This window comes from Erwinia sp. 009765445, assembly GCF_058137865.1.
This window is the reverse complement of record NZ_JBYUWC010000029.1, coordinates 15,968-34,298: the sequence shown is the minus strand read 5'-3', so window position 1 is coordinate 34,298 and position 18,331 is coordinate 15,968. Positions and strand designations below refer to the sequence as shown.

Below are 18,331 nucleotides of genomic sequence, written 5' to 3'. Positions count from 1 at the left end.
GGCGGCGTCAGTCCGGAGGCCTTTGAACTGGCCTCGTCGTGAGGACAGGAAATGTCTACGGTTGTGGGGTCAGTCCATATTGCTCAGGTGTTTCCCCAATTAAAGCATCAGGGCGATAAATAAGTTTCAGTCGTGAGCGCACGGCTATCTGCAATGTATTATTGTCCGTGTCCGGCTTTGAAGGAATAGACTTTATGTTCAGCCAAAACAATGTTTCTTTATCCTGTGGCAGAGCATTTGTTGCTTTTATGATGCGTAACAGATTTTTTTGTTTGCTGTCGAGACGGAACAGAGGAGGCGTGACAATAAAAGGGGCATTGTCTTTAATCATTTTCCCGGATGCATCTTCCACCCATGACTGCATCAGGTAGGGATAAGCATCGGGGTTTTCAACACTGATGGACTTTTCTTTTTTATTGCCATCATAGATCATGCGACTGGCACCAATCACCACACCAGCATTCACGCTGAAGACGGTAAAAAAAAGCACGAACAGAAAGGGGATGTTGAACTTGCGCATTCTCGAACCTTTTGCTGGCTGAAAGAACACCACCCAGAAGCGGGTGGTGTCTGATTTCAGCTATTAATAGTTAACAGTGAAAGTTGCTACAGAGTTTGCCGGACCGGCAGTCACGGTTGCTGCTTTCTGGATATAACGCGCATAGAAGTCAAGAACATTGGTGGTGTCACCGCTGGTCAGGGTATATGGCGCAGAAGCAGTAAACAGTGGCAGAATGCCGGAAGCGTCAGACAGCTGGATACCCACACCGGTAGCCACGCCAGTTTCCTGGGTCAGGGCCAGCACAGTGTTGTCACCTGCGTAAGCAGTACCATCAAATTTCACGGTTGCTGTGGTAACAGTTTCCGGGCAGTTTTTCAGTGAAATGTTGAATTTGGTGGCGCTTGCGCTACCGCCAGCAGTAGAGCCCACACCACTGAAGGCTGTTTTATTAACGTCGCCCATCAGCACATCCATGGTGGTTGCGCCATTACCGTCCAGATCAACAGTACAGGCTGAATCAATGATGTTGCCTTGAAAGTTGATGGTACCGTCAGCAGCAAAGGCAGCCGTTGAAGAAAGGGCTGCCATCAGAGCAACGCTGGTCAGAGTGGAAACGATATATTTCATGCTTCTATCCTTTGAAGTTTTGTATAAACAAAGTCACCGACAAGAGTGATTTTGCTATCCGTGTCGTTACAAATATCCTTTCAGGCACAAGTACCGACTTAATGCCCGTTTTTTCCTGCAGACGAATCCCGTTGCAGTGAAATAACCTTAAGTGCTGTGAGGCAAAAAGTGCTTATCAACTTTGTCTTAACTCAAACTATTCACAGGGTGATGGAAACAGGAGAGCTGTGATTTCTTTTAGTGAGGCGATGTTTAAGAGGGGAGGATATCTGTGAAATGGGGTGGCTGAGTATGAATGCGGAACTTTATGGGGCCCATAAAAAAGGCTCAGAGTTGAGCCTTAAGAGACAGATTATGACCGTCAGGAATGAAGCTTTTGTTGAGGGGCTGCTTCCAAATTATTCTTCTCTGCATCGAAGGTACAACTGTTTCTTTCCGGTGGTTTTTCTGCAGATGATTTCTCTAAATTGGCAATGAGATAGTCATTGAGCAGCAGGATCGTGGTTGAAAAGATGATGGTCATGATAATCATCTGGTAGGGCTGCAGACCCTTTTGTTTCTGCTGGCATCTCTGCCCATGCTCCGGGCCTTCACCTCCTGGCTCCGTTTTTTCTGTGACAGCATCAGCCACGTCTGTCTGGGGAATTGCCAGTCCTGCCGGTGCCGAAGCGGCCTTGCCAGCGCTGTCATTCACGCTTTGTTCCCGAATGTCGATTTCTGGATGTAAAGTCAGTCCCCGATGAGGAATGGTCACGATAATATCGTCACCTAAGCCTGCTTTTCTCAGTGTCCGTCGCAGAATTGATATGTTTTGGTAGTAGGTGTTTTGTGAAACAAATACTCCATTCTCAGTCCAGACATGTTTAAGAAATTCATCCCGCGTAACGACTTTCCCTCTGTTTTCAATCAATAACATCAGACACCGGCTGGCCGGAACATTGATATTAAATTCTTGGGGGGCGAAATCTTTCTTAATACTGAAAATTTTGTGAGCTTGCGGGTTAAAAATAGTATCTTCATTTATTATGAATACTAAATCTGGCTTACGACTGTCGCTGTTATTTTCCATGACTACCTCTGAAGGCATCTGTTTTCATCAGTGCCTGAAATCCTTTTCTGGTTATATTTTATTTAAAATGATTGAACCCCTTTTACTTCGCCATGCTTGTTTCGATGGCACTGAATTGAGTGGAGAAGTTACAATTTTTATAGAAGAGAGTGTGTGAAGTCCAGAATCTGTCATCTGATTTTTGTCATGGCCAGTGAAATTTGTGAATTGATCATACTATATGAATAAAATTCATTATTTAGCGTGATTATTTTACTGTTAACAGCAGTTATTCAGAGCGCACAAAGTCGTTCCTTAATCTTTAAAGCTGCGATGTTCCATCAGATTATTATTATTTTGAAAGGTGGAGGTTTAGATATAATTTCATGAAAATAAAAGATTTTATGTGCATTTCATGCTCATTCTTAAAAAAATTCACACGTTATAAAGCGTGTTAAGATTAGGGGCGCAAGATACAAGATAGATTACGATTGTCAAGATTAAGAGATATTGATAAACAGACTCTTATTGGAAGCAATGTTCCAGATTGGCTGGGAAGGGCTGATATCACTGGCGGCAGCACATTGGCCTCCGCAAAAAATATTTGATACGGGAGTCGCAGACTGAACCCGGAGTTCACGCTTTGATTAATGATCGCCAGAACATCATGTTTTAATGCCACCCGTTGCTTTACCGATAGATTTTAAAGTCCGCAGCACCCGAAGATGCTGCGTTTAACACTATCCTGCGACGGTAAACAGCTCTTTCGGGATTTGTTTGATCTCACCTTTATCCAGCTGGATGATCCGGTTAGCGCTCATAATGGTTTCCGGGCGATGCGCGATAATGATGCGGGTGACATTCATTCCGGCAATGGCGCTGTTAATGGCGCTCTCCCTGGCCACATCCAGGTGGCTGGTTGCCTCATCCAGGATCAATAATTGTGGCTGGCGGTACAGCGCCCTTGCGAGCAACACGCGCTGAATTTGCCCGCCGGACAATGAGGAGCCCATATCTCCCACCAGGCTGTTGTAGCCCATTGGCATGGCGATGATATCTTCATGGATACGGGCCATCTGGGCGACCTGCATCGCCCGTTCTTCATCATAAACCGGATCGAAAAAGCAGATGTTATCCATGATCGATCCCGCAAACAGAATGTCATCCTGCATCACGCTACCGATACGATTACGGTAATACTTCATCCCCAGTTTGGTGATGTCCACGCCGTTGATACAGATCTCGCCGGCCTCTGGCCTCAGCAGTCCCAGCAGCAGTTTAGCCAGTGTGGTTTTCCCCTGGCCGGACGGTCCGACGATGGCAACGGATTCTCCGGGCTGAATGGTAAAGCTGGTGTTTTTCAGGATAAACGGCTCGGTTTCTGAATAGCGGAAGTCGAGATTGTTGATTTCCACCGAGCAGGCTGCGGTTTGCTCGGGTAGCTTAATGAGGTTTTCGGTGTTCTCTTCCGTTTCAGTCAGCACAATATCGGCCAGACGCTCGCCATGCAGTCGTAACATCGTGAAGTCGATGATCGCATTGACCAGCCCGGTTATACGGGAAATAAACTGATCGGAAAAGCTGATATAGGCCACCAGCATCCCGCCGGAAAAGTTGCCGTCCAGTACCTGAATGGCTGCCAGCCAGATCAGCACGATCCGGCTGATTCCGGAGGTGAGTCCCTGAAGAACGCTGAACAGGATCGTCAACCGCTGGATCTGGATCCCTTTGTTGGTTACCTGGACCAGCTCGCTGGCATAGCTGGAGACGCGGATCTCCTCTTTGTTATTCAGTTTCACCGCCTGCATGCCACGGATGGACTCCAGCAGCTGGGACTGTGCTTTGGCTGAGGCAATCAGCTGATCTTCGTTTGCCTGGCGGAAAGGCCGGAAGGAAGCGGCGCGCAGTATAGTGTAAATGGCCACGGTGGCGAGGACAATCCAGGTCAGAGTCATGTTATAGCTGAACAGGACAATCAGCGTGATCACCGCCATCACGCCATCCAGGATGGAACTGATAAAGCGGGTGGTCAGTGTGTTCTGGATGGTGGAGATGGAGCCAAAGCGCGACACAATGTCGCCAATGTGCCTCTCCTGGAACCAGGTCATTGGCAGCCCGAGCAAATGCGTGCAGATGTTGGTCGACCACTGCACGCTCAGCAGGCTGGAGAACCAGGTGGTCACCCAGGATCGCAGCGCGGAGATCACGGTTTGCAACAGGATCACGCAGATAAAGGCGCAGCCCAGCAGGGTCAGTAAGTCGCGGTCGGCGGAAACCAGCACCTGGTCCATCACCCACTGCATATAGAAAGGTGACAGCAGGCCAAACACCTCAAGCGCTACCGACAACGCCATTATCTGCAGGAAAGCCGATCCGATCCCGGAGACATTGCCGATCAATTTCAGCAGCGACAGCTGGGTTTTTTCATTCTTTTTGACGAAATTACAGTTAGGGTAGAGTTCTAACGCTACGCCGGTAAAGGAGTCTGAAACTTCGTCCAGCGGGATTTCACATTTTCCTCGCGCCGGATCGTGCAGGGTGATCTTGTTTTTAGAAACGCTCTTCAGGACGACAAAATGATTCATGTCCCAGTGAAGGATGCAGGGGAGATGTAACTTATCTAATTCATCCAGTTCGAGCCTCAGTGCCCGACCGGATAAGCCCATGCTGTTGGCGGTCTGGATAACATCAGCCAGAGTGGCACCCTTCAGTGAAGTCGGATGCGCCCGGCGCAGGGTGATCATATCCGTTTTATGGCCATGGAAGCCGGCGATCATACCGACACAGGTCAGTCCGCATTCCGCTGCCTGAGTCTGGTGTAATATCGGCAGGCTTTTCCGCCAGGAGAACTGAAGATCTTTCAGAATATTCATATTATTTAATAACCTGGTATAAAAAATTAAACAGACGTATGGCGTCCAAGCGCGTAAAGCGGTTCAAGTACCCACTGGTAAAGGCGGCGTCTGTCTATAATAAAATCGGCTTCCACAGTGCCACCGGGCTGCAATTTAAGGTCATTGCCGTAGGCGCTGATAAATTGTTTATCCAGATCAACTCTGACCTGATAAAAGGCTTCCTGGACCTGCATAGCTCCGGTGAGATGCGAGACTTCCTGCGGAGAAAGCGAGACGCGCGACACGTCGGAGACGGTGCCAAACTGCTGGCCGAATTTCTGATAGGGGAAGGCCTGATAGCGCAGGATCACGCGCTGACCGGGCTTGATAAATCCGATTGCCCGGCTGCTGACCATAATACGAGCCATCAGGCTGGCATTTTCCGGAAGAAGGGAAGCCACTGACTGTCCGGCGCTGACAATTTGCCCGGGTTTCACCAGCACCGAGCCGACGATGCCACCTTCCGGCGCTTCCAGTACGGCCGAACGGCGTGACTCGTTTTCTATCCGTGACTGGAGCACGGTGGAAAGCTGCCGCTCAAGATCATTTTGCTTATTGCGCGTGTTGACCGGCTGCTCGCGGATTTGTTGTAACGTCTGAGTCAGCTGCTGCTGAACGTCGGTGCGCTGGCGATCCACCTCCAGCAGGCGGGATTCCGCATCCAGCAGGGTCGACTGCTGTTGCTCAACCTGAGTATTGGAGGCATATCCTTTCTCCCGCATTAACAGCAGCTTATTAACCTGCCTGTTGGCAAGGCTGACCTGGGAGACCCGCTGCGAATACATCTGATTGAGCTGGTTAATCTGCTGTTGCAGCATTCTCTTTTTATCTGCCAGCCCTCTGACCGTCTCTTCATTAAGAGTCACCAGATTCTTAAGCTCGTTTTCCAGCCCGGCAATCTGCTGGTTCAGTTGCTCAGAGATCATGCTGCGGGTCTGGCCGTACTGGGTGGCAATCTCTGAAGATACGGTGGCAAGATGCTGCCCTTTTTTCACGCTCTGGCCTACTGTCATATTCAGGTCGAGCAGCGTTCCGCTGTTGACCGCCATGATATTCATCACGCCATTAACGGGAAGCAACGAACCGGACGCTGTTTCGCGTTTGGTATAGCTCCCGAAAATGCAGAACAGCACCACGATCAAAGTTACGATCATCACCAGCGCGATATTCAGCCAGCGGTAAGGGGGGCAATACAGAGCAACTTTTCCTACGGCTTTCGAACGATTAGCCTCTAACGCTTCATCCCTGAATAATTTGTCACTCATAAATTTATCTACCTTGATACTGCCTGCTGGCAGGCATAGTCATTCAATGTGGAGTAATCCAAATCGCCGGTTGCAGCGGCCAGTGCGATCTTCTGTTGAACAAAATTGTTTTCTGCTTCGGTAAGGTCTTGCCGTGATTTGTACAGGTCTTTCTCAGCATTAAATTGATCGAGCAGCGTTCTTAATCCCAGCTCTTTGCCATAGGCGGTGGAGGCGACTTTTTTCTGTGCGGAATCCACCGAACGCAGATAGGCATTAATTTTCGCCAGATTGTTGTTTACGCCGAGCCAGGAGGCTTTGGTATCCTGCACGACCTTGCGGCGCGTATCCTCCAGCAGTTCTCTGGCCTGATCGCGGCGGCTGACCGCCTCAAAACTTTGTGAGAGATATTTGCCTCCCGAGAAGATAGGGACGGTGACGTTAACCCCGACGTAGGTGTTTTTGGTTTTGGAGGTGGAACCGAAAACTTCATCCAGCACGTTGCCATTTTCCGCCCGGCTCCAGTTGGTGCCGTAATTAGCCTGCAGGGTCACCACGGGCAAATGAGCTGATGTTGCACTGATCATGTCTGCCCGGGACTCTTCCAGTTTGTGCGAGGCGGCGATGATGTTGAGGTTTTTTTGTGACGTGCGCATCACAACCTGCTGCATAGTTTCTTTTTGCGGATGAAAAAGACAGCTCAGATCCGCTTCCTGAATCTCTTCTGCCGGCAGTCCGGTTAAGCGGTTAAATTCGAGGCCCGCGTGGTTCAGGTCATCTTCAGCAGAGAGCATTTCTGCTCTGGCACGGTCAAAACTGGCCTGAGCATCATCCACGTCCAGCACGGTGCCTTCGCCAATCTGCTGGGCTTTTTGGGCTTTATGAAGTTGCACTTCATAGGCCTTCATCTCCTGCTGCAACGTCGCCAGTTGCTTGCGCGAAAAGATCACCGAGAACCAGGCTTTGCTGACATCCTGAATCAGCTTCTGCTGGGCCAGCATATAATTCGCATCGGCCAGGTCGGCCGCCGCATCGGCTCTTTTCCATGTGGCAAAGCGGGCGGGATCGAACAGAGGTTGCGAAAGGTTAAAGCTGTAGTTATGACGTTTGATACCGGCGGCATAAGAGGCATCGGGCTGATCCTGCTTGTAATAGCTTCCTGTTAGTGAAATTTCCGGCAGAAGTCCGGCGAATCCCTGGTAGCGTTTCTGCCCTTCAGCATCATGCAGGTTGCCTGCCGCGATAAATTCAGTATCGTAAAAACGCGCCGCAATAACGGATTGCTGCAAACTGACGGCATGCCCCTGAAAGCTATTGGCCAGTGAAGCCAGTATGATTAATATTAATTTATTTTTTTTCATGAAATTACAGCATTCCATTCAGGTATGCGTACTTCAATAACTCCGCATTACTTTTAATATCCAGCTTTTTCATTGCATTCTGTTTCTGCGTGGCAACAGTGCTGATGGCCCGGTTTTTCTTGGCTGCAATATCAGAAAGCGAATGGCCCTGAGCAATCAGAAAGACAACCTCCCACTCCTTAGACGTTAAAGCGATTTGATCCTGATTTTTAAGCTTGTCGTTGACGGCTTCTGTGAGGACTTTAGAGATGAATTGTTTTTCGGAATCTGAAATCAAATGGCCGATAGCTCTCTGAAGCTCATCAATGCTGTCATGGGTGCTGACTAAAGCATCGTATTGCTGTTGGATCACTTTTTTTATCAAGAGGGTGTTGGTATTTTGCATGAAAATCAATGTTTTGACATTGTTTTTTGCGCAAAGATTTTTTAACTTTTGCTGTTCACCTGAATCACAATTTTTGTAGAGGTAATTGTATTCAGTAAAGATGAGGTCGACGTTTCCTTTCCTGACCTCACTAAAGAGTTCCTGATGGTCTGAACAGGTTTTGATGGATATTACTTCTGTCGTAATCTTATTTTTCAGATATTCACATATCTCATTATCGAACATGTTGAAATTGTAATAAATGACAACATGGACAGGCTTTTTAATATCTTCCATTAAACTTTCCCATGATTATTCGTGCTAAACAGGGTTTTTTTCCCTAAAACTGACCGGTTTTTCCAGATGTAAAGAATCAAAAAAGTGGTGAGGGTATTCTTTCCCTCTGTTTTGATTAACCTAAAGGAATGTCCAGGCCGATCTTCTACCGGAGTATGATTATTGGAAAGCCAGACAGACTCTTTTGGTATGTGCCAATCGATTGTGCCAATCAGCTGATATCTTCAGACGATGGTTCCCTCCTGCAGTGAAGTCGAAAGTCCGTTTCAACGTGCAATATGATGCAGATTGTTGCGAAATAGTAAGTTTATAGATGAGATCCAGCGCGTCTCTCCTGAAATCATCGCTGTGAAGCGCATTCTTTCATCTGAATCTGTTCTTGGCAATACGCTGAACGATTTACTTCATTGAGTTATCTCCTGAGGTAATTCGCCGTTCATAGATGATTGTGATGTATTTAATATATATTATGGTTTTTAATTTTCCAATATCACTATCCTGAAGTGTTATTAGTTTAGTTATCTAGCAAAATTTTTAAAGTATTTATATGGGGTTTGTTGTTGCTTAAATGTATTTTTATTGTGATAAAATTTAGATGTGTGAGGTCATTTATAGGGCTAAAATGTGAATCGAACTGTGATTGGCGATGTGAATCAGACGAAAATTCTGCTTAAGGAGACTGCATTTTAAGAAGCCCTTAATCGCAATCAGTAAATTTTTGTTCTGAAAATCCGTTATCAAAAAGAGGTCGATTCATCAAGGGGCCTGTTCCCATTTTGTTAGTTAATGTCTCTGAAGCGGATGTCAGCAGTGTGAAAAACGGAGCAAGGTATTGTCATAAATTGTGGCCAAAATGCTGCATTCTCTGCGGCATTGCGGAGGTTTTGTCAGGGGGGGATTTAGACAGGGATTACTGATTTCGTTAACTATTTTTCCGTTAACATTGAGTGTAAATTTCCAGGGGTAAGTAATGTTTTTTCAGCCTGGATTATGTTTCATTGACCACAAAAATAAATAACATTAAGTGTAAAATGGAAGTATGAATTTTTTTCTGGAAAGAGGAATCCCGACGGAGAAATGGCATACTAAGGGTGAATTTGTTGATGTTCATCTCTTTTCTTTCTTCTAAAAGCAGAGAGGCACGGATGTTAATTGACATCTTTTCGGGACTACATTCGTTACAAAAAAATCATTAATTTTTTTAAGAAAAACGGAAAGGATGTCGTTATGACCTATTACATAGGCGAAACATGGTGAGGAAGACATGAGAGTGCATGATCAGGGAAGAGATAAAAATACCTATCTTTTAGAGAGTTGTGATCGCTTGTATTCGCATGATCCGGCATCTCTGCCATTCCGGTCAAAGGGGCTTCCTCTTGTTCCGCTATATTGACGAAAACTCTCATTTGGCATCATTAAGATGATGCATATGCAGAGTGATATCCATTAGCTTAAACAATAATGTTTATCTGGAGAGTTCACATAATCTCAGAGGAATGAGTTTAGTTATTCGTTATTGTAAATTTAAAACATTTGGATTATATATGTTTAGCGTTCTTGAAAGTCATGAGCAGATAATTAACTTACTCTTACCCTATGCTGAGAACTCCGAACCTGATGAGATATCAAGAGGGAAGAGGAGATACAAGTTTTGTAAGAAAGAGCAGCGCGTGGTGTATCTTTTACTTGAGGGGGATTTTTGCCTCAAAGTGAAAGGTGGAAACAAAATCCTGAGTATTGTCTCCGCACCCTGCGTTATAGGATTTATGCCTGCTCTTGAAGAGATCCCTTTGTATCTTGAACGAGTTGACTACGGAAAAATTAAGCATGTTGATTATGATTTTTTCTGGAATTCTGTAAAAGATAAAAAGATTTTTGATGACGTTATGAAGGTGATGTCGGGCCAGTATACTGACCTGATGAGCCATATCTCAATGAACAAGTGTACCTCTGCTGACGAAGTCAGATCGTTAGTCCATCGCTGGCAGCAGATCCCGGAACATCTGAAGAAAAGATTTTCAGTCATGTATTTGATTGAAAATAGCTCCGATCTTTCAAAAAGCTCAATCAGTCGCGTATTGAAAGAGATGAAAGAGAACGGTGAGATTTCACTGGACAGGGGGAGGTTCGACTAAAAAAACCAATCAGTCGCGGTTTAATCAAAGCCGTGGAGAACATTGCCAGGAGGCAGGATACTGACATGGATAAAGTAGAGAATATTGTTGTCCTGATTCATATCAGCAATGCTTATCTTTCTGAGGGAATTGCGCAACTCATTAAGCAATCTGCTGGCAAAGAATATAATGTTCTTATCAAAGACCAAATTGATCGGGACTCTGTCAGCCTGGCGAATATTATTATTTTACCTAAAAGTGCTATAAACTGTTTATTCTGTTTTTCCGCCCTGGATTATCGACAGAAGCAGAGCATTGTTATCGGTATTGATGATGGTGGCCTGCCGGAAACTCGCCTGCAAATCCCCAGTTGCCTGCCCGGCATGATTGTGATCCCAAGGGCCTGTCCACTGGACAAAGTGTCGAAAATTTTTCTGATGTCAATGCTGCGGATCAGTACGGATACCGGTGAGTACCTCTCTCTGCCTGCCTGTAAGAGTCGTTCACTGTCAGCGCGCCAGAAGGAGTTTGCGGGGTTATTTATTGCCGGATACGACATGCACCTCATTGCGAGGATCCTTAACGTATCGGTGAAGACCGTTTACTCCTACAAGCTGCAGACGATGAAAAAATTTAATCTGGCCCGAACTCATGACCTGTATGAATTCCTGGTCAACTACATGAAAAAACAGAAGATTAAAACGACGATCGCTGTCTCGCAATAGTCATGTCTGCACCCTGATCGTCTGACAGGGAAGGCGGGTCGCATACCGGGGCAGTGGGACTGTTCTGGTTGAGGCTGCCCGGCATACTGTATCGAAGGTATGCGCAGTACTGTGGAAGAGTAGCTAAGGTGGATGCAGCGCTGTGAAATAACTGAAGCCGCAGAAAGCAAAAAACCAGCCATCAGGCTGGTTTCTTTAAATATGGTGCCCGGACTCGGAATCGAACCAAGGACACGGGGATTTTCAATCCCCTGCTCTACCGACTGAGCTATCCGGGCAACGGGGCGCATTAAACCGTAAAGGCCGCCTTCCGTCAACGGCTTTGTCACAAAAAACACGTAAACGACGACTGAATGGCTGCTTTTTATGCGCTTCGCCTGAAACTTGCTCAGGCGAGAGCGCCATTTTTACGACAGAGTGCGATGCTCAGCACATCTTCCGCCAGCATGCGGGCGGTAGCCACTTCCTGTACGTTACGCTTCACCAGCAGGCGGCTCAGGCAGCCTTCGAGGATCAGCTCCATCTGATGAGCAACCAGCGTGGGATTATCGGTTTCCAGCTCGCTCAGCAGGTCGTGGGTGTATTGCCATGAGGCGCGCTTCTGCAGCTCGGCAACCTGATGCACAGGATGGTCGGGTTGGGGATAAAAGCTACAGGCAGCAATAAACAGGCAGCCGGGGTAGCGATTATTGCGCACGGCCTCTTCCAGCACCTGATAGCGTGCCAGCAGCTTCTGTTCGGCGTTCAGCGTCTCGTCCAGCAGCAGTTTGCGCCGCCAGATATCAATCTGCTGGCTGTGATAGCGCAGGGCGTCATACAGCAGCGCCTCACGGTCGGGCCAGAAGCGTTTTAAGTCTTCTTCCCGGCACGCCACTCCATCCGCCATCATGGCAAACGATGTGGAAGCGGCCAGGCCGTTTTGCTCGAGTACATTCAGTGCATGCTCGAGTACCTGTTCACGTTGCAAGTGACTCTCCTCTTGTATGCCTTCTTCCGGCTTCAGGCCAGAAAATCTTCTCTAGTGTCGTTTAACGGGCCAGTTTCTGCAAATGCTGCTCAAACGCGGCGGCATCCATAAAACCGGTAATGCGCGACTGTGGGATCTCTTTGCCACTGGCATCGAAAAACAGGATGGTCGGCAGGCCCAGTACCTGAAGCTGCTTCAGCAACGCGCTGTCCCGGGCGTTGTTTGCCGTGACATCGGCCTGCAGCAGCTGGGCGTTTTTCAGCACATTCTGAACGCCAGGCTGGCTGAAAGTGTATTTTTCAAACTCTTTACAGGCTACGCACCAGTCAGCATAGAGATCCAGCATGGTGATGCGACCGTTACTCTGCTGAAGGGCTTGGTTGAGCTGATTTGTTTCGCTGATGCGGGTGAAGTTCAGGTGCGCCGTGGTCGCTTCCGCTGACGATGCACCAAAGGCCCAATCCTGCAGCGGACGGGCGGCAACCAGTGCGGCAGCCAGCATCAGGATCTGCGCCAGGCGCTGCCAGCCATTGGTTGATTTCAGGCTGATAAAGCCCCAGCAGAAGAAGGCCACGCCCAGCAGGCCCCACAGCCGGATCCCCCAGAGATCGCCGATCACCCGCTCCAGCAGGAACACCGGCAGGGCGAGGATCACAAAACCAAAGCCTTCTTTAACGATTTGCATCCATGCGCCGCTTTTCGGCAGCAGGCGATTACCGAACAGTGTGACCGCAATCAGCGGCAGCCCCATGCCCAGCGCGTACAGATACAGCGTTCCGGCACCGGCCAGCATGTTTCCGCTCTGCGCGATATACAGCAGGATGGCGCTCAGCGGCGCGGTGGTACAGGGAGAACAAATCAGCCCGGCCAGCGCGCCCATCAAAAAGACGCCGGTCAGCGAGCCACCTTGCTGGCGATTGCTCCACAGGGTTAAGCGGGTCTGCAGGGAAGAGGGGAGCTGCAGGGTGAACAGGCCGAACATCGACAATGCCAGAAGAATAAACAGCACTGACAGGCCAACCAGCACCGCCGGTGCCTGAAGAGCAGCCTGAAAGCGTAAACCGGCAGCGGCAACAATCACCCCCATCACCGTATAGGTCACGGCCATCCCCTGGACGTAAACCATCGCCAGCGCAAACAGGCGACCCAGCGAATACTGTCGGTTACCGCCGAGGATAATGCCGGAAATCAGCGGATACATCGGTAATACGCAGGGGGTGAAAGCGACACCAATGCCAATCAGCAGCGCCCATAATGGGGAGAACGGCAGGTTTTGCCCGGGAGAGGATGGCCGGGCCGCTACAGTGTTATTGCCGGCGTTATCCACTGCGGTGTTGCCTGGCATAACTTCGTTCAGCGGCACGGTGCGGGTTTCCGGTGGATAACAGAATCCGGCGGCAGCACAACCCTGGTAGGTCACTGTGACCGTTGCGCCTTTCGCGGCCTGCTGCACGGTCAAGGGCAGCGTCAGGCTTTCAGGATAGATCTCGGTCTTGCCATAAAACTCATCCTCATGCGGTTTACCCTCTGGCAATGCCCAGTCAGCCAGCGTTGCGCCCTGCGCCGACACCTTAATCTGCTGGCGGTAGAGGTAATAGCCGGATTTTACCTGCCAACTGAGCGTCAGCTTGTTCGCCTGCTGGCTGAAATCAAACGCAAACGCCTGATCGACCGTGCCAAAGTTATTGGTGCTTTTAGGCCCAAACAGCGACGCGCTGGCGGTGGAGCTGAACAAGGTTGCCAGCAGCAGAAAAATTAATGTTGTGAGGTGCTTAGCCATGGCTGATAACCACTTTCTCCTTGTTGAACTGAGTAAACCGGCGGGGCGAACAACGGTCCGCCGCCGCGCTGGATGAGCTCAGGGGGTCATCCTTACCGGCAGGCAAATATACCATGGCACGGTGGTTGAGGCTTTTCAGGATGTAACATGGCAGGTACGGGCGGAGGAATTCCGCCCGCAAAGATCACAGGAAAAGATGGCCGAACAGGAAACCAAAGGCTACCGAGAAGACGATCGCCAGCGTGCCCGGAATGATAAAGGAGTGGTTAAAAACGAATTTGCCAATGCGGGTGGAGCCGGTATCGTCCATCTCCACCGCAGCCAGCAGGGTCGGGTAGGTCGGCAGAACAAACAGGGCCGACACGGCGGCAAAAGAGGCCACGGCGGTCACCGGTGACACGCCCAACAGCAGCGCAGCAGGCATCAGCGCCTTGGTGGTGGCCGCCTGGGAGTAGAGCAGCGTTGAGGCAAAGAACAAAATTACCGCCAGCATCCAGGGATAGTCGCTGAGCAGCTCACCGGCGACCTGCTGAATTTCACCGATATGGGCCTTCACAAAGGTATCACCCAGCCAGGCTACGCCCATCACGCAGATACAGGCGCTCATACCTGATTTAAAGGTGCTGGCCGAAAGGATCTTCGCCGTATCCACTTTGCAGGTCAGGCAGATCAGGGCCGCGACCGTCAGCATAAACACCACGATCGCTTCATTGCGCGGTAGAACAGGATTAACGATCAGCCCAACGGTCTCACTGATTGCGGTGGCATACAGTACCACTGCAACAATACCCAGCAGGAACAACAGCACCGAGCGTTTTGCGCCAGGCTTGACCTTGAAAACGGTCTCGCCACGCAGCACTGTTTCACCTTTTGCGAGCCGCTCCTGATAAATCCGATCGTCCTTCAGCTCTTTACCGAGGAAATTGGTTACCAGCGCCGCCAGGAAAATGGCGACCATTGTTGAGGGAAGAGCCACCGCCAGCAGGCCCAGATAGCTGATGCCTTTCGGTTCAAGAATGCCGGACAGGAACACCACAGCGGCCGAAATAGGTGAAGCGGTGATGGCAATCTGTGAAGCGACAACGGCAATGGAGAGTGGCCGGGAAGGGCGGACACCCTGCTCTTTAGCCACTTCCGCAATCACCGGCAGCGTGGAGAAGGCCGTATGGCCCGTTCCCGCCAGCAGCGTCATCGCGTAGGTCACCAGCGGCGCCAGGAAAGTAATATAGCGTGGATGCTTGCGCAGCAGGCGCTCGGCCAGGCTCACCAGATAATCCATGCCGCCCGCAACCTGCATCGCCGCGATGGCGGCAATCACCCCCATGATGATCTCAATCACATCGAAGGGGATGGCTCCGGGTTTGATCTGGAAGACCAGCGTGAGGATCAGCATGCCGATACCGCCGGCAAAGCCAATGCCAATCCCGCCCAGACGGGCCCCCAGATAGATCGCTGCCAGCACGACAATTAACTCCGGCACAATCATATTCACTCTCCCTGCACTTAGTTGCTAATCAACCGTTAATAATATGTAGGATTCAGCATCAAAAAAGGCACGTCGTTCAGAGAACGTCCGTGCCTTGTTTTGGCTCAACCAACTGCGTCAGTCATAACTGTGTCAGTCATTTTCATCTGTGTAGCGTTTGGCTTTGTAAGCCGGGAACATCAGGTTCTGGGTGGAGAAAATGTCATCCAGCTCCGTTTCGGTCAGCAGACCGCGTTCCAGCACCACTTCACGGACGCTCTTGCCCGTTTCGGCACAAATCTTCCCGACGATATCGCCATTGTGGTGGCCGATATACGGGTTCAGGTAAGTCACAATTCCAATAGAATTAAACACGTAGGCTTCACACACCGCTTTATTAGCCGTGATGCCATTCACGCATTTCTCCAGCAGGTTTAAGCAGGCGTTGGTGAGGATATGCACCGATTCAAACATCGCCTGACCAATTACCGGTTCCATCACGTTCAGCTGCAGCTGACCGGCTTCAGAAGCCATGGTCACCGTAACGTCATTGCCTATCACTTTGAAGCACACCTGATTGACCACTTCCGGCACCACCGGGTTAACCTTGGCTGGCATGATAGAAGAACCCGCTTGCAGCTCCGGCAGGTTGATCTCGTTCAGGCCCGCGCGCGGCCCGGAAGAGAGCAGGCGAAGGTCGTTACAGATCTTTGACAGCTTCACGGCCAGACGCTTCAGCGCGCTGTGAACCATCACATAAGCGCCACAGTCTGAGGTTGCTTCAATCAGGTCTTCTGCCGGAACGCATGGCAGGTTACTGACTTCGGCCAGCTTTTTAACCGCCAGCTGCTGGTAGCCATCCGGCGTGTTGAGACGAGTACCGATAGCCGTGGCGCCCAGGTTCACTTCCAGCAGCAGTTCGCTGGTGCGCAGAATGTTTTTAATTTCCTCATTCAGCAGCACGTTAAATGCGTGGAACTCCTGGCCCAGCGTCATCGGCACGGCATCCTGCAGCTGGGTGCGGCCCATTTTTAGAATGGTGTTGAACTCAACGGCTTTGCGCTGGAAGCCCTCGCTCAGCTGCCCGATGGCATCCAGCAGTTTCAGAATGGAGGAGTAAACCGCAATGCGAAACCCGGTCGGGTAAGCGTCGTTGGTAGACTGGCATTTATTGATGTGATCGTTCGGATTAAGGAACTGATATTCCCCTTTCTGATGGCCCATCAGTTCCAGGCCAATGTTTGCCAGCACTTCATTAGTGTTCATGTTAACTGAGGTACCCGCACCGCCCTGGTAAACGTCCACCGGGAACTGATCCATGCATTTACCGTTGTTCAGCACTTCATCACAGGCCTGAATAATGGTGTTCGCAATGTTGCGTGGAATAGTCTGCAGCTCTTTATTGGCCATCGCCGCCGCTTTTTTGACCATCACCATGCCGCGCACGAATTCAGGAATATCGCTGATTTTGCTGTTGCTGATGTAGAAGTTTTCAATCGCACGCAGAGTATGAACACCGTAGTAAGCATCCGCCGGAACTTCACGCATCCCTAACAGGTCTTCTTCGATACGAATGTTATTAGCCATGAGAAACCTTCTTGTTAATACCCTTCCTCTTTTCAGGTGTTATCGGGTATATGGGTTATCACAAAGTGATCTTTGGCCGTGAGCCGTCAGGGCCGACATTTTATCCGTTTGCCGCGGGCGGAGCACGATCATATTCTGTTAGTGGCAAAAAGCCTGAATGCAGATCACTTAAATTGCGTTCTTTTTCAATCGAGTCCGGCACAGTGTGATCATAGTCGCACTTTGCTTTCCAGTATGAATTTACCCGGGCGCGGTTGAAAAGCCGTGGTTAAGTGCCCATTTTAACTGGAGACGATCGTAACGATCCCTTTTTTGCCGTCACGCAGTACGCGGGATGGCCCTGACCGACAGGAGATTGCGGTGCGCTGGTTACCGTTTTTAGTACTATTTATTCTTGCGTGGATTGAGATCACCATTTTCATCCACGTCGCACATGTATTGGGTGTGTTGCTGACGCTGCTGCTGGTGGTGTTCAGTTCATGTATTGGTATCTCGCTGGTGAAAAACCAGGGGATGAAGAACTTCATGCTGATGCAGCAGAAGCTGGCGGCGGGTGAAAGCCCTGCGGCTGAGATGATCAAAAGCGTTTCGCTGATTCTGGCTGGCTTTTTACTGCTGCTGCCGGGGTTCTTCACCGACTTCGTGGGGCTGCTGCTGCTGTTGCCACCGGTGCAGAAACACCTGACGCTGAAACTGATGCCACATTTGCGCGTATGGCGTGGCCCTGGCGCAGGTCCGGACAGCGGTTTTACCGTGGACGGTGAGTATGAGCGTAAAGATGCAAAGCTGATTGAATATGATGACGGCCGGGAAGATCGGTAAGGCATTAGAAAGGCGGATTTCCGCCTTTTTGCTTTTCAGGGGGACCTTCTGCTCGATATTTGTGCGGTTGTGACGCAGAAGAAAAATTTTTATTTTTTTACCCTTGAAACGTTCTTTGCCCGGCCCTATCTCTCTCGTCACGAGCCGGTGCCAGTGAAGCCCGGCGTTCATCCCAAAACTGATTGGACTTCTCAAAGGAGAGTTATCAATGAAAATTCGTCCATTGCACGACCGTGTTATCGTCAAGCGTAAAGAAGTGGAATCTAAATCAGCTGGTGGCATTGTTCTGACCGGCTCCGCAGCAGGCAAATCTACCCGTGGCGAAGTGCTGGCCGTGGGCAATGGTCGTATCCTGGAAAGCGGCGAAGTGAAACCACTGGACGTTAAAGTCGGTGACGTGGTCATTTTCAGCGAAGGCTACGGCGCGAAAACTGAGAAAATCGACAACCAGGAAGTGCTGATCATTTCTGAAAGCGACATTCTGGCAATTGTTGAAGCGTAATTTACGCGTAACTCACTGAACGAAACGAATTT

The 18,331-nt window shown here is 49.6% G+C and carries 15 protein-coding genes and 1 tRNA gene; 4 read left to right on the top strand and 12 right to left on the bottom strand.

The genetic code is table 11. The annotated features are described in order from the left end of the window. Window positions 1-55: 55 nt before the first annotated feature. The 7 genes from AC3Y5R_RS22820 to AC3Y5R_RS22790 form a co-directional block, all read right to left on the bottom strand. On the bottom strand, window positions 56-520 hold the full coding sequence (locus AC3Y5R_RS22820; RefSeq protein ID WP_489923233.1) for a fimbrial biogenesis chaperone: 465 nt from the start codon (window positions 518-520) through the stop codon (window positions 56-58). Window positions 521-583: 63 nt separating this feature from the next. Further along, window positions 584-1,129, bottom strand: coding sequence for a fimbrial protein (locus tag AC3Y5R_RS22815; RefSeq protein ID WP_489923232.1), 546 nt, complete (start codon window positions 1,127-1,129; stop codon window positions 584-586). 361 nt (window positions 1,130-1,490) lie between these two features. Further along, window positions 1,491-2,198: a winged helix-turn-helix domain-containing protein gene (locus AC3Y5R_RS22810; RefSeq protein WP_489923231.1), complete on the bottom strand. Its 708-nt coding sequence runs from the start codon at window positions 2,196-2,198 to the stop codon at window positions 1,491-1,493. A 719-nt stretch (window positions 2,199-2,917) separates the two neighbouring features. Beyond that, on the bottom strand, window positions 2,918-5,050 hold the full coding sequence (locus AC3Y5R_RS22805) for a peptidase domain-containing ABC transporter (protein WP_489923230.1): 2,133 nt from the start codon (window positions 5,048-5,050) through the stop codon (window positions 2,918-2,920). Window positions 5,051-5,076: 26 nt separating this feature from the next. Then, on the bottom strand, window positions 5,077-6,336 hold the full coding sequence (locus AC3Y5R_RS22800; RefSeq protein WP_489923229.1) for an HlyD family secretion protein: 1,260 nt from the start codon (window positions 6,334-6,336) through the stop codon (window positions 5,077-5,079). An 8-nt stretch (window positions 6,337-6,344) separates the two neighbouring features. Further along, entirely contained in the window at window positions 6,345-7,676 is a 1,332-nt protein-coding gene (locus AC3Y5R_RS22795; RefSeq protein WP_489923228.1) for a TolC family outer membrane protein, read from the bottom strand. A 4-nt stretch (window positions 7,677-7,680) separates the two neighbouring features. Continuing rightward, the gene (locus AC3Y5R_RS22790; RefSeq protein ID WP_489923227.1) at window positions 7,681-8,337 is read right to left on the bottom strand and encodes a LuxR C-terminal-related transcriptional regulator; all 657 of its coding nucleotides are present in this window, start codon (window positions 8,335-8,337) and stop codon (window positions 7,681-7,683) included. A 1,544-nt stretch (window positions 8,338-9,881) separates the two neighbouring features. Between AC3Y5R_RS22790 and AC3Y5R_RS22785 the strand changes: the two genes are divergently transcribed. Both AC3Y5R_RS22785 and AC3Y5R_RS22780 read left to right on the top strand, forming a co-directional pair. After that, entirely contained in the window at window positions 9,882-10,472 is a 591-nt protein-coding gene (locus tag AC3Y5R_RS22785) for a helix-turn-helix domain-containing protein (protein WP_489923226.1), read from the top strand. 65 nt (window positions 10,473-10,537) lie between these two features. Beyond that, complete coding sequence (locus AC3Y5R_RS22780; protein ID WP_489923225.1) at window positions 10,538-11,176, top strand: helix-turn-helix transcriptional regulator; 639 nt, start codon at window positions 10,538-10,540, stop codon at window positions 11,174-11,176. Window positions 11,177-11,378: 202 nt separating this feature from the next. Here AC3Y5R_RS22780 and AC3Y5R_RS22775 read toward each other — a convergent pair. From AC3Y5R_RS22775 to aspA, 5 genes are all read right to left on the bottom strand, one after another. After that, window positions 11,379-11,454, bottom strand: a tRNA-Phe gene (locus AC3Y5R_RS22775). A gap of 110 nt (window positions 11,455-11,564) precedes the next feature. Continuing rightward, window positions 11,565-12,143 carry a division control transcriptional repressor DicD gene (gene dicD, locus AC3Y5R_RS22770; RefSeq protein ID WP_489923224.1) on the bottom strand — a complete coding sequence of 193 codons (579 nt, stop codon included), beginning with the start codon at window positions 12,141-12,143 and terminating at the stop codon, window positions 11,565-11,567. Window positions 12,144-12,204: 61 nt separating this feature from the next. Continuing rightward, the gene (locus AC3Y5R_RS22765) at window positions 12,205-13,923 is read right to left on the bottom strand and encodes a protein-disulfide reductase DsbD (RefSeq protein WP_489923223.1); all 1,719 of its coding nucleotides are present in this window, start codon (window positions 13,921-13,923) and stop codon (window positions 12,205-12,207) included. A gap of 184 nt (window positions 13,924-14,107) precedes the next feature. Further along, window positions 14,108-15,409: an anaerobic C4-dicarboxylate transporter gene (locus AC3Y5R_RS22760; RefSeq protein WP_489923234.1), complete on the bottom strand. Its 1,302-nt coding sequence runs from the start codon at window positions 15,407-15,409 to the stop codon at window positions 14,108-14,110. 132 nt (window positions 15,410-15,541) lie between these two features. Further along, window positions 15,542-16,975 carry an aspartate ammonia-lyase gene (gene aspA, locus AC3Y5R_RS22755; protein WP_489923222.1) on the bottom strand — a complete coding sequence of 478 codons (1,434 nt, stop codon included), beginning with the start codon at window positions 16,973-16,975 and terminating at the stop codon, window positions 15,542-15,544. Between the two features lie 360 nt (window positions 16,976-17,335). Between aspA and AC3Y5R_RS22750 the strand changes: the two genes are divergently transcribed. Continuing rightward, complete coding sequence (locus AC3Y5R_RS22750; protein ID WP_489923221.1) at window positions 17,336-17,797, top strand: FxsA family protein; 462 nt, start codon at window positions 17,336-17,338, stop codon at window positions 17,795-17,797. Between the two features lie 208 nt (window positions 17,798-18,005). After that, window positions 18,006-18,299: a co-chaperone GroES gene (locus tag AC3Y5R_RS22745; protein ID WP_034891529.1), complete on the top strand. Its 294-nt coding sequence runs from the start codon at window positions 18,006-18,008 to the stop codon at window positions 18,297-18,299. The last annotated feature ends 32 nt before the right edge of the window (window positions 18,300-18,331 follow it).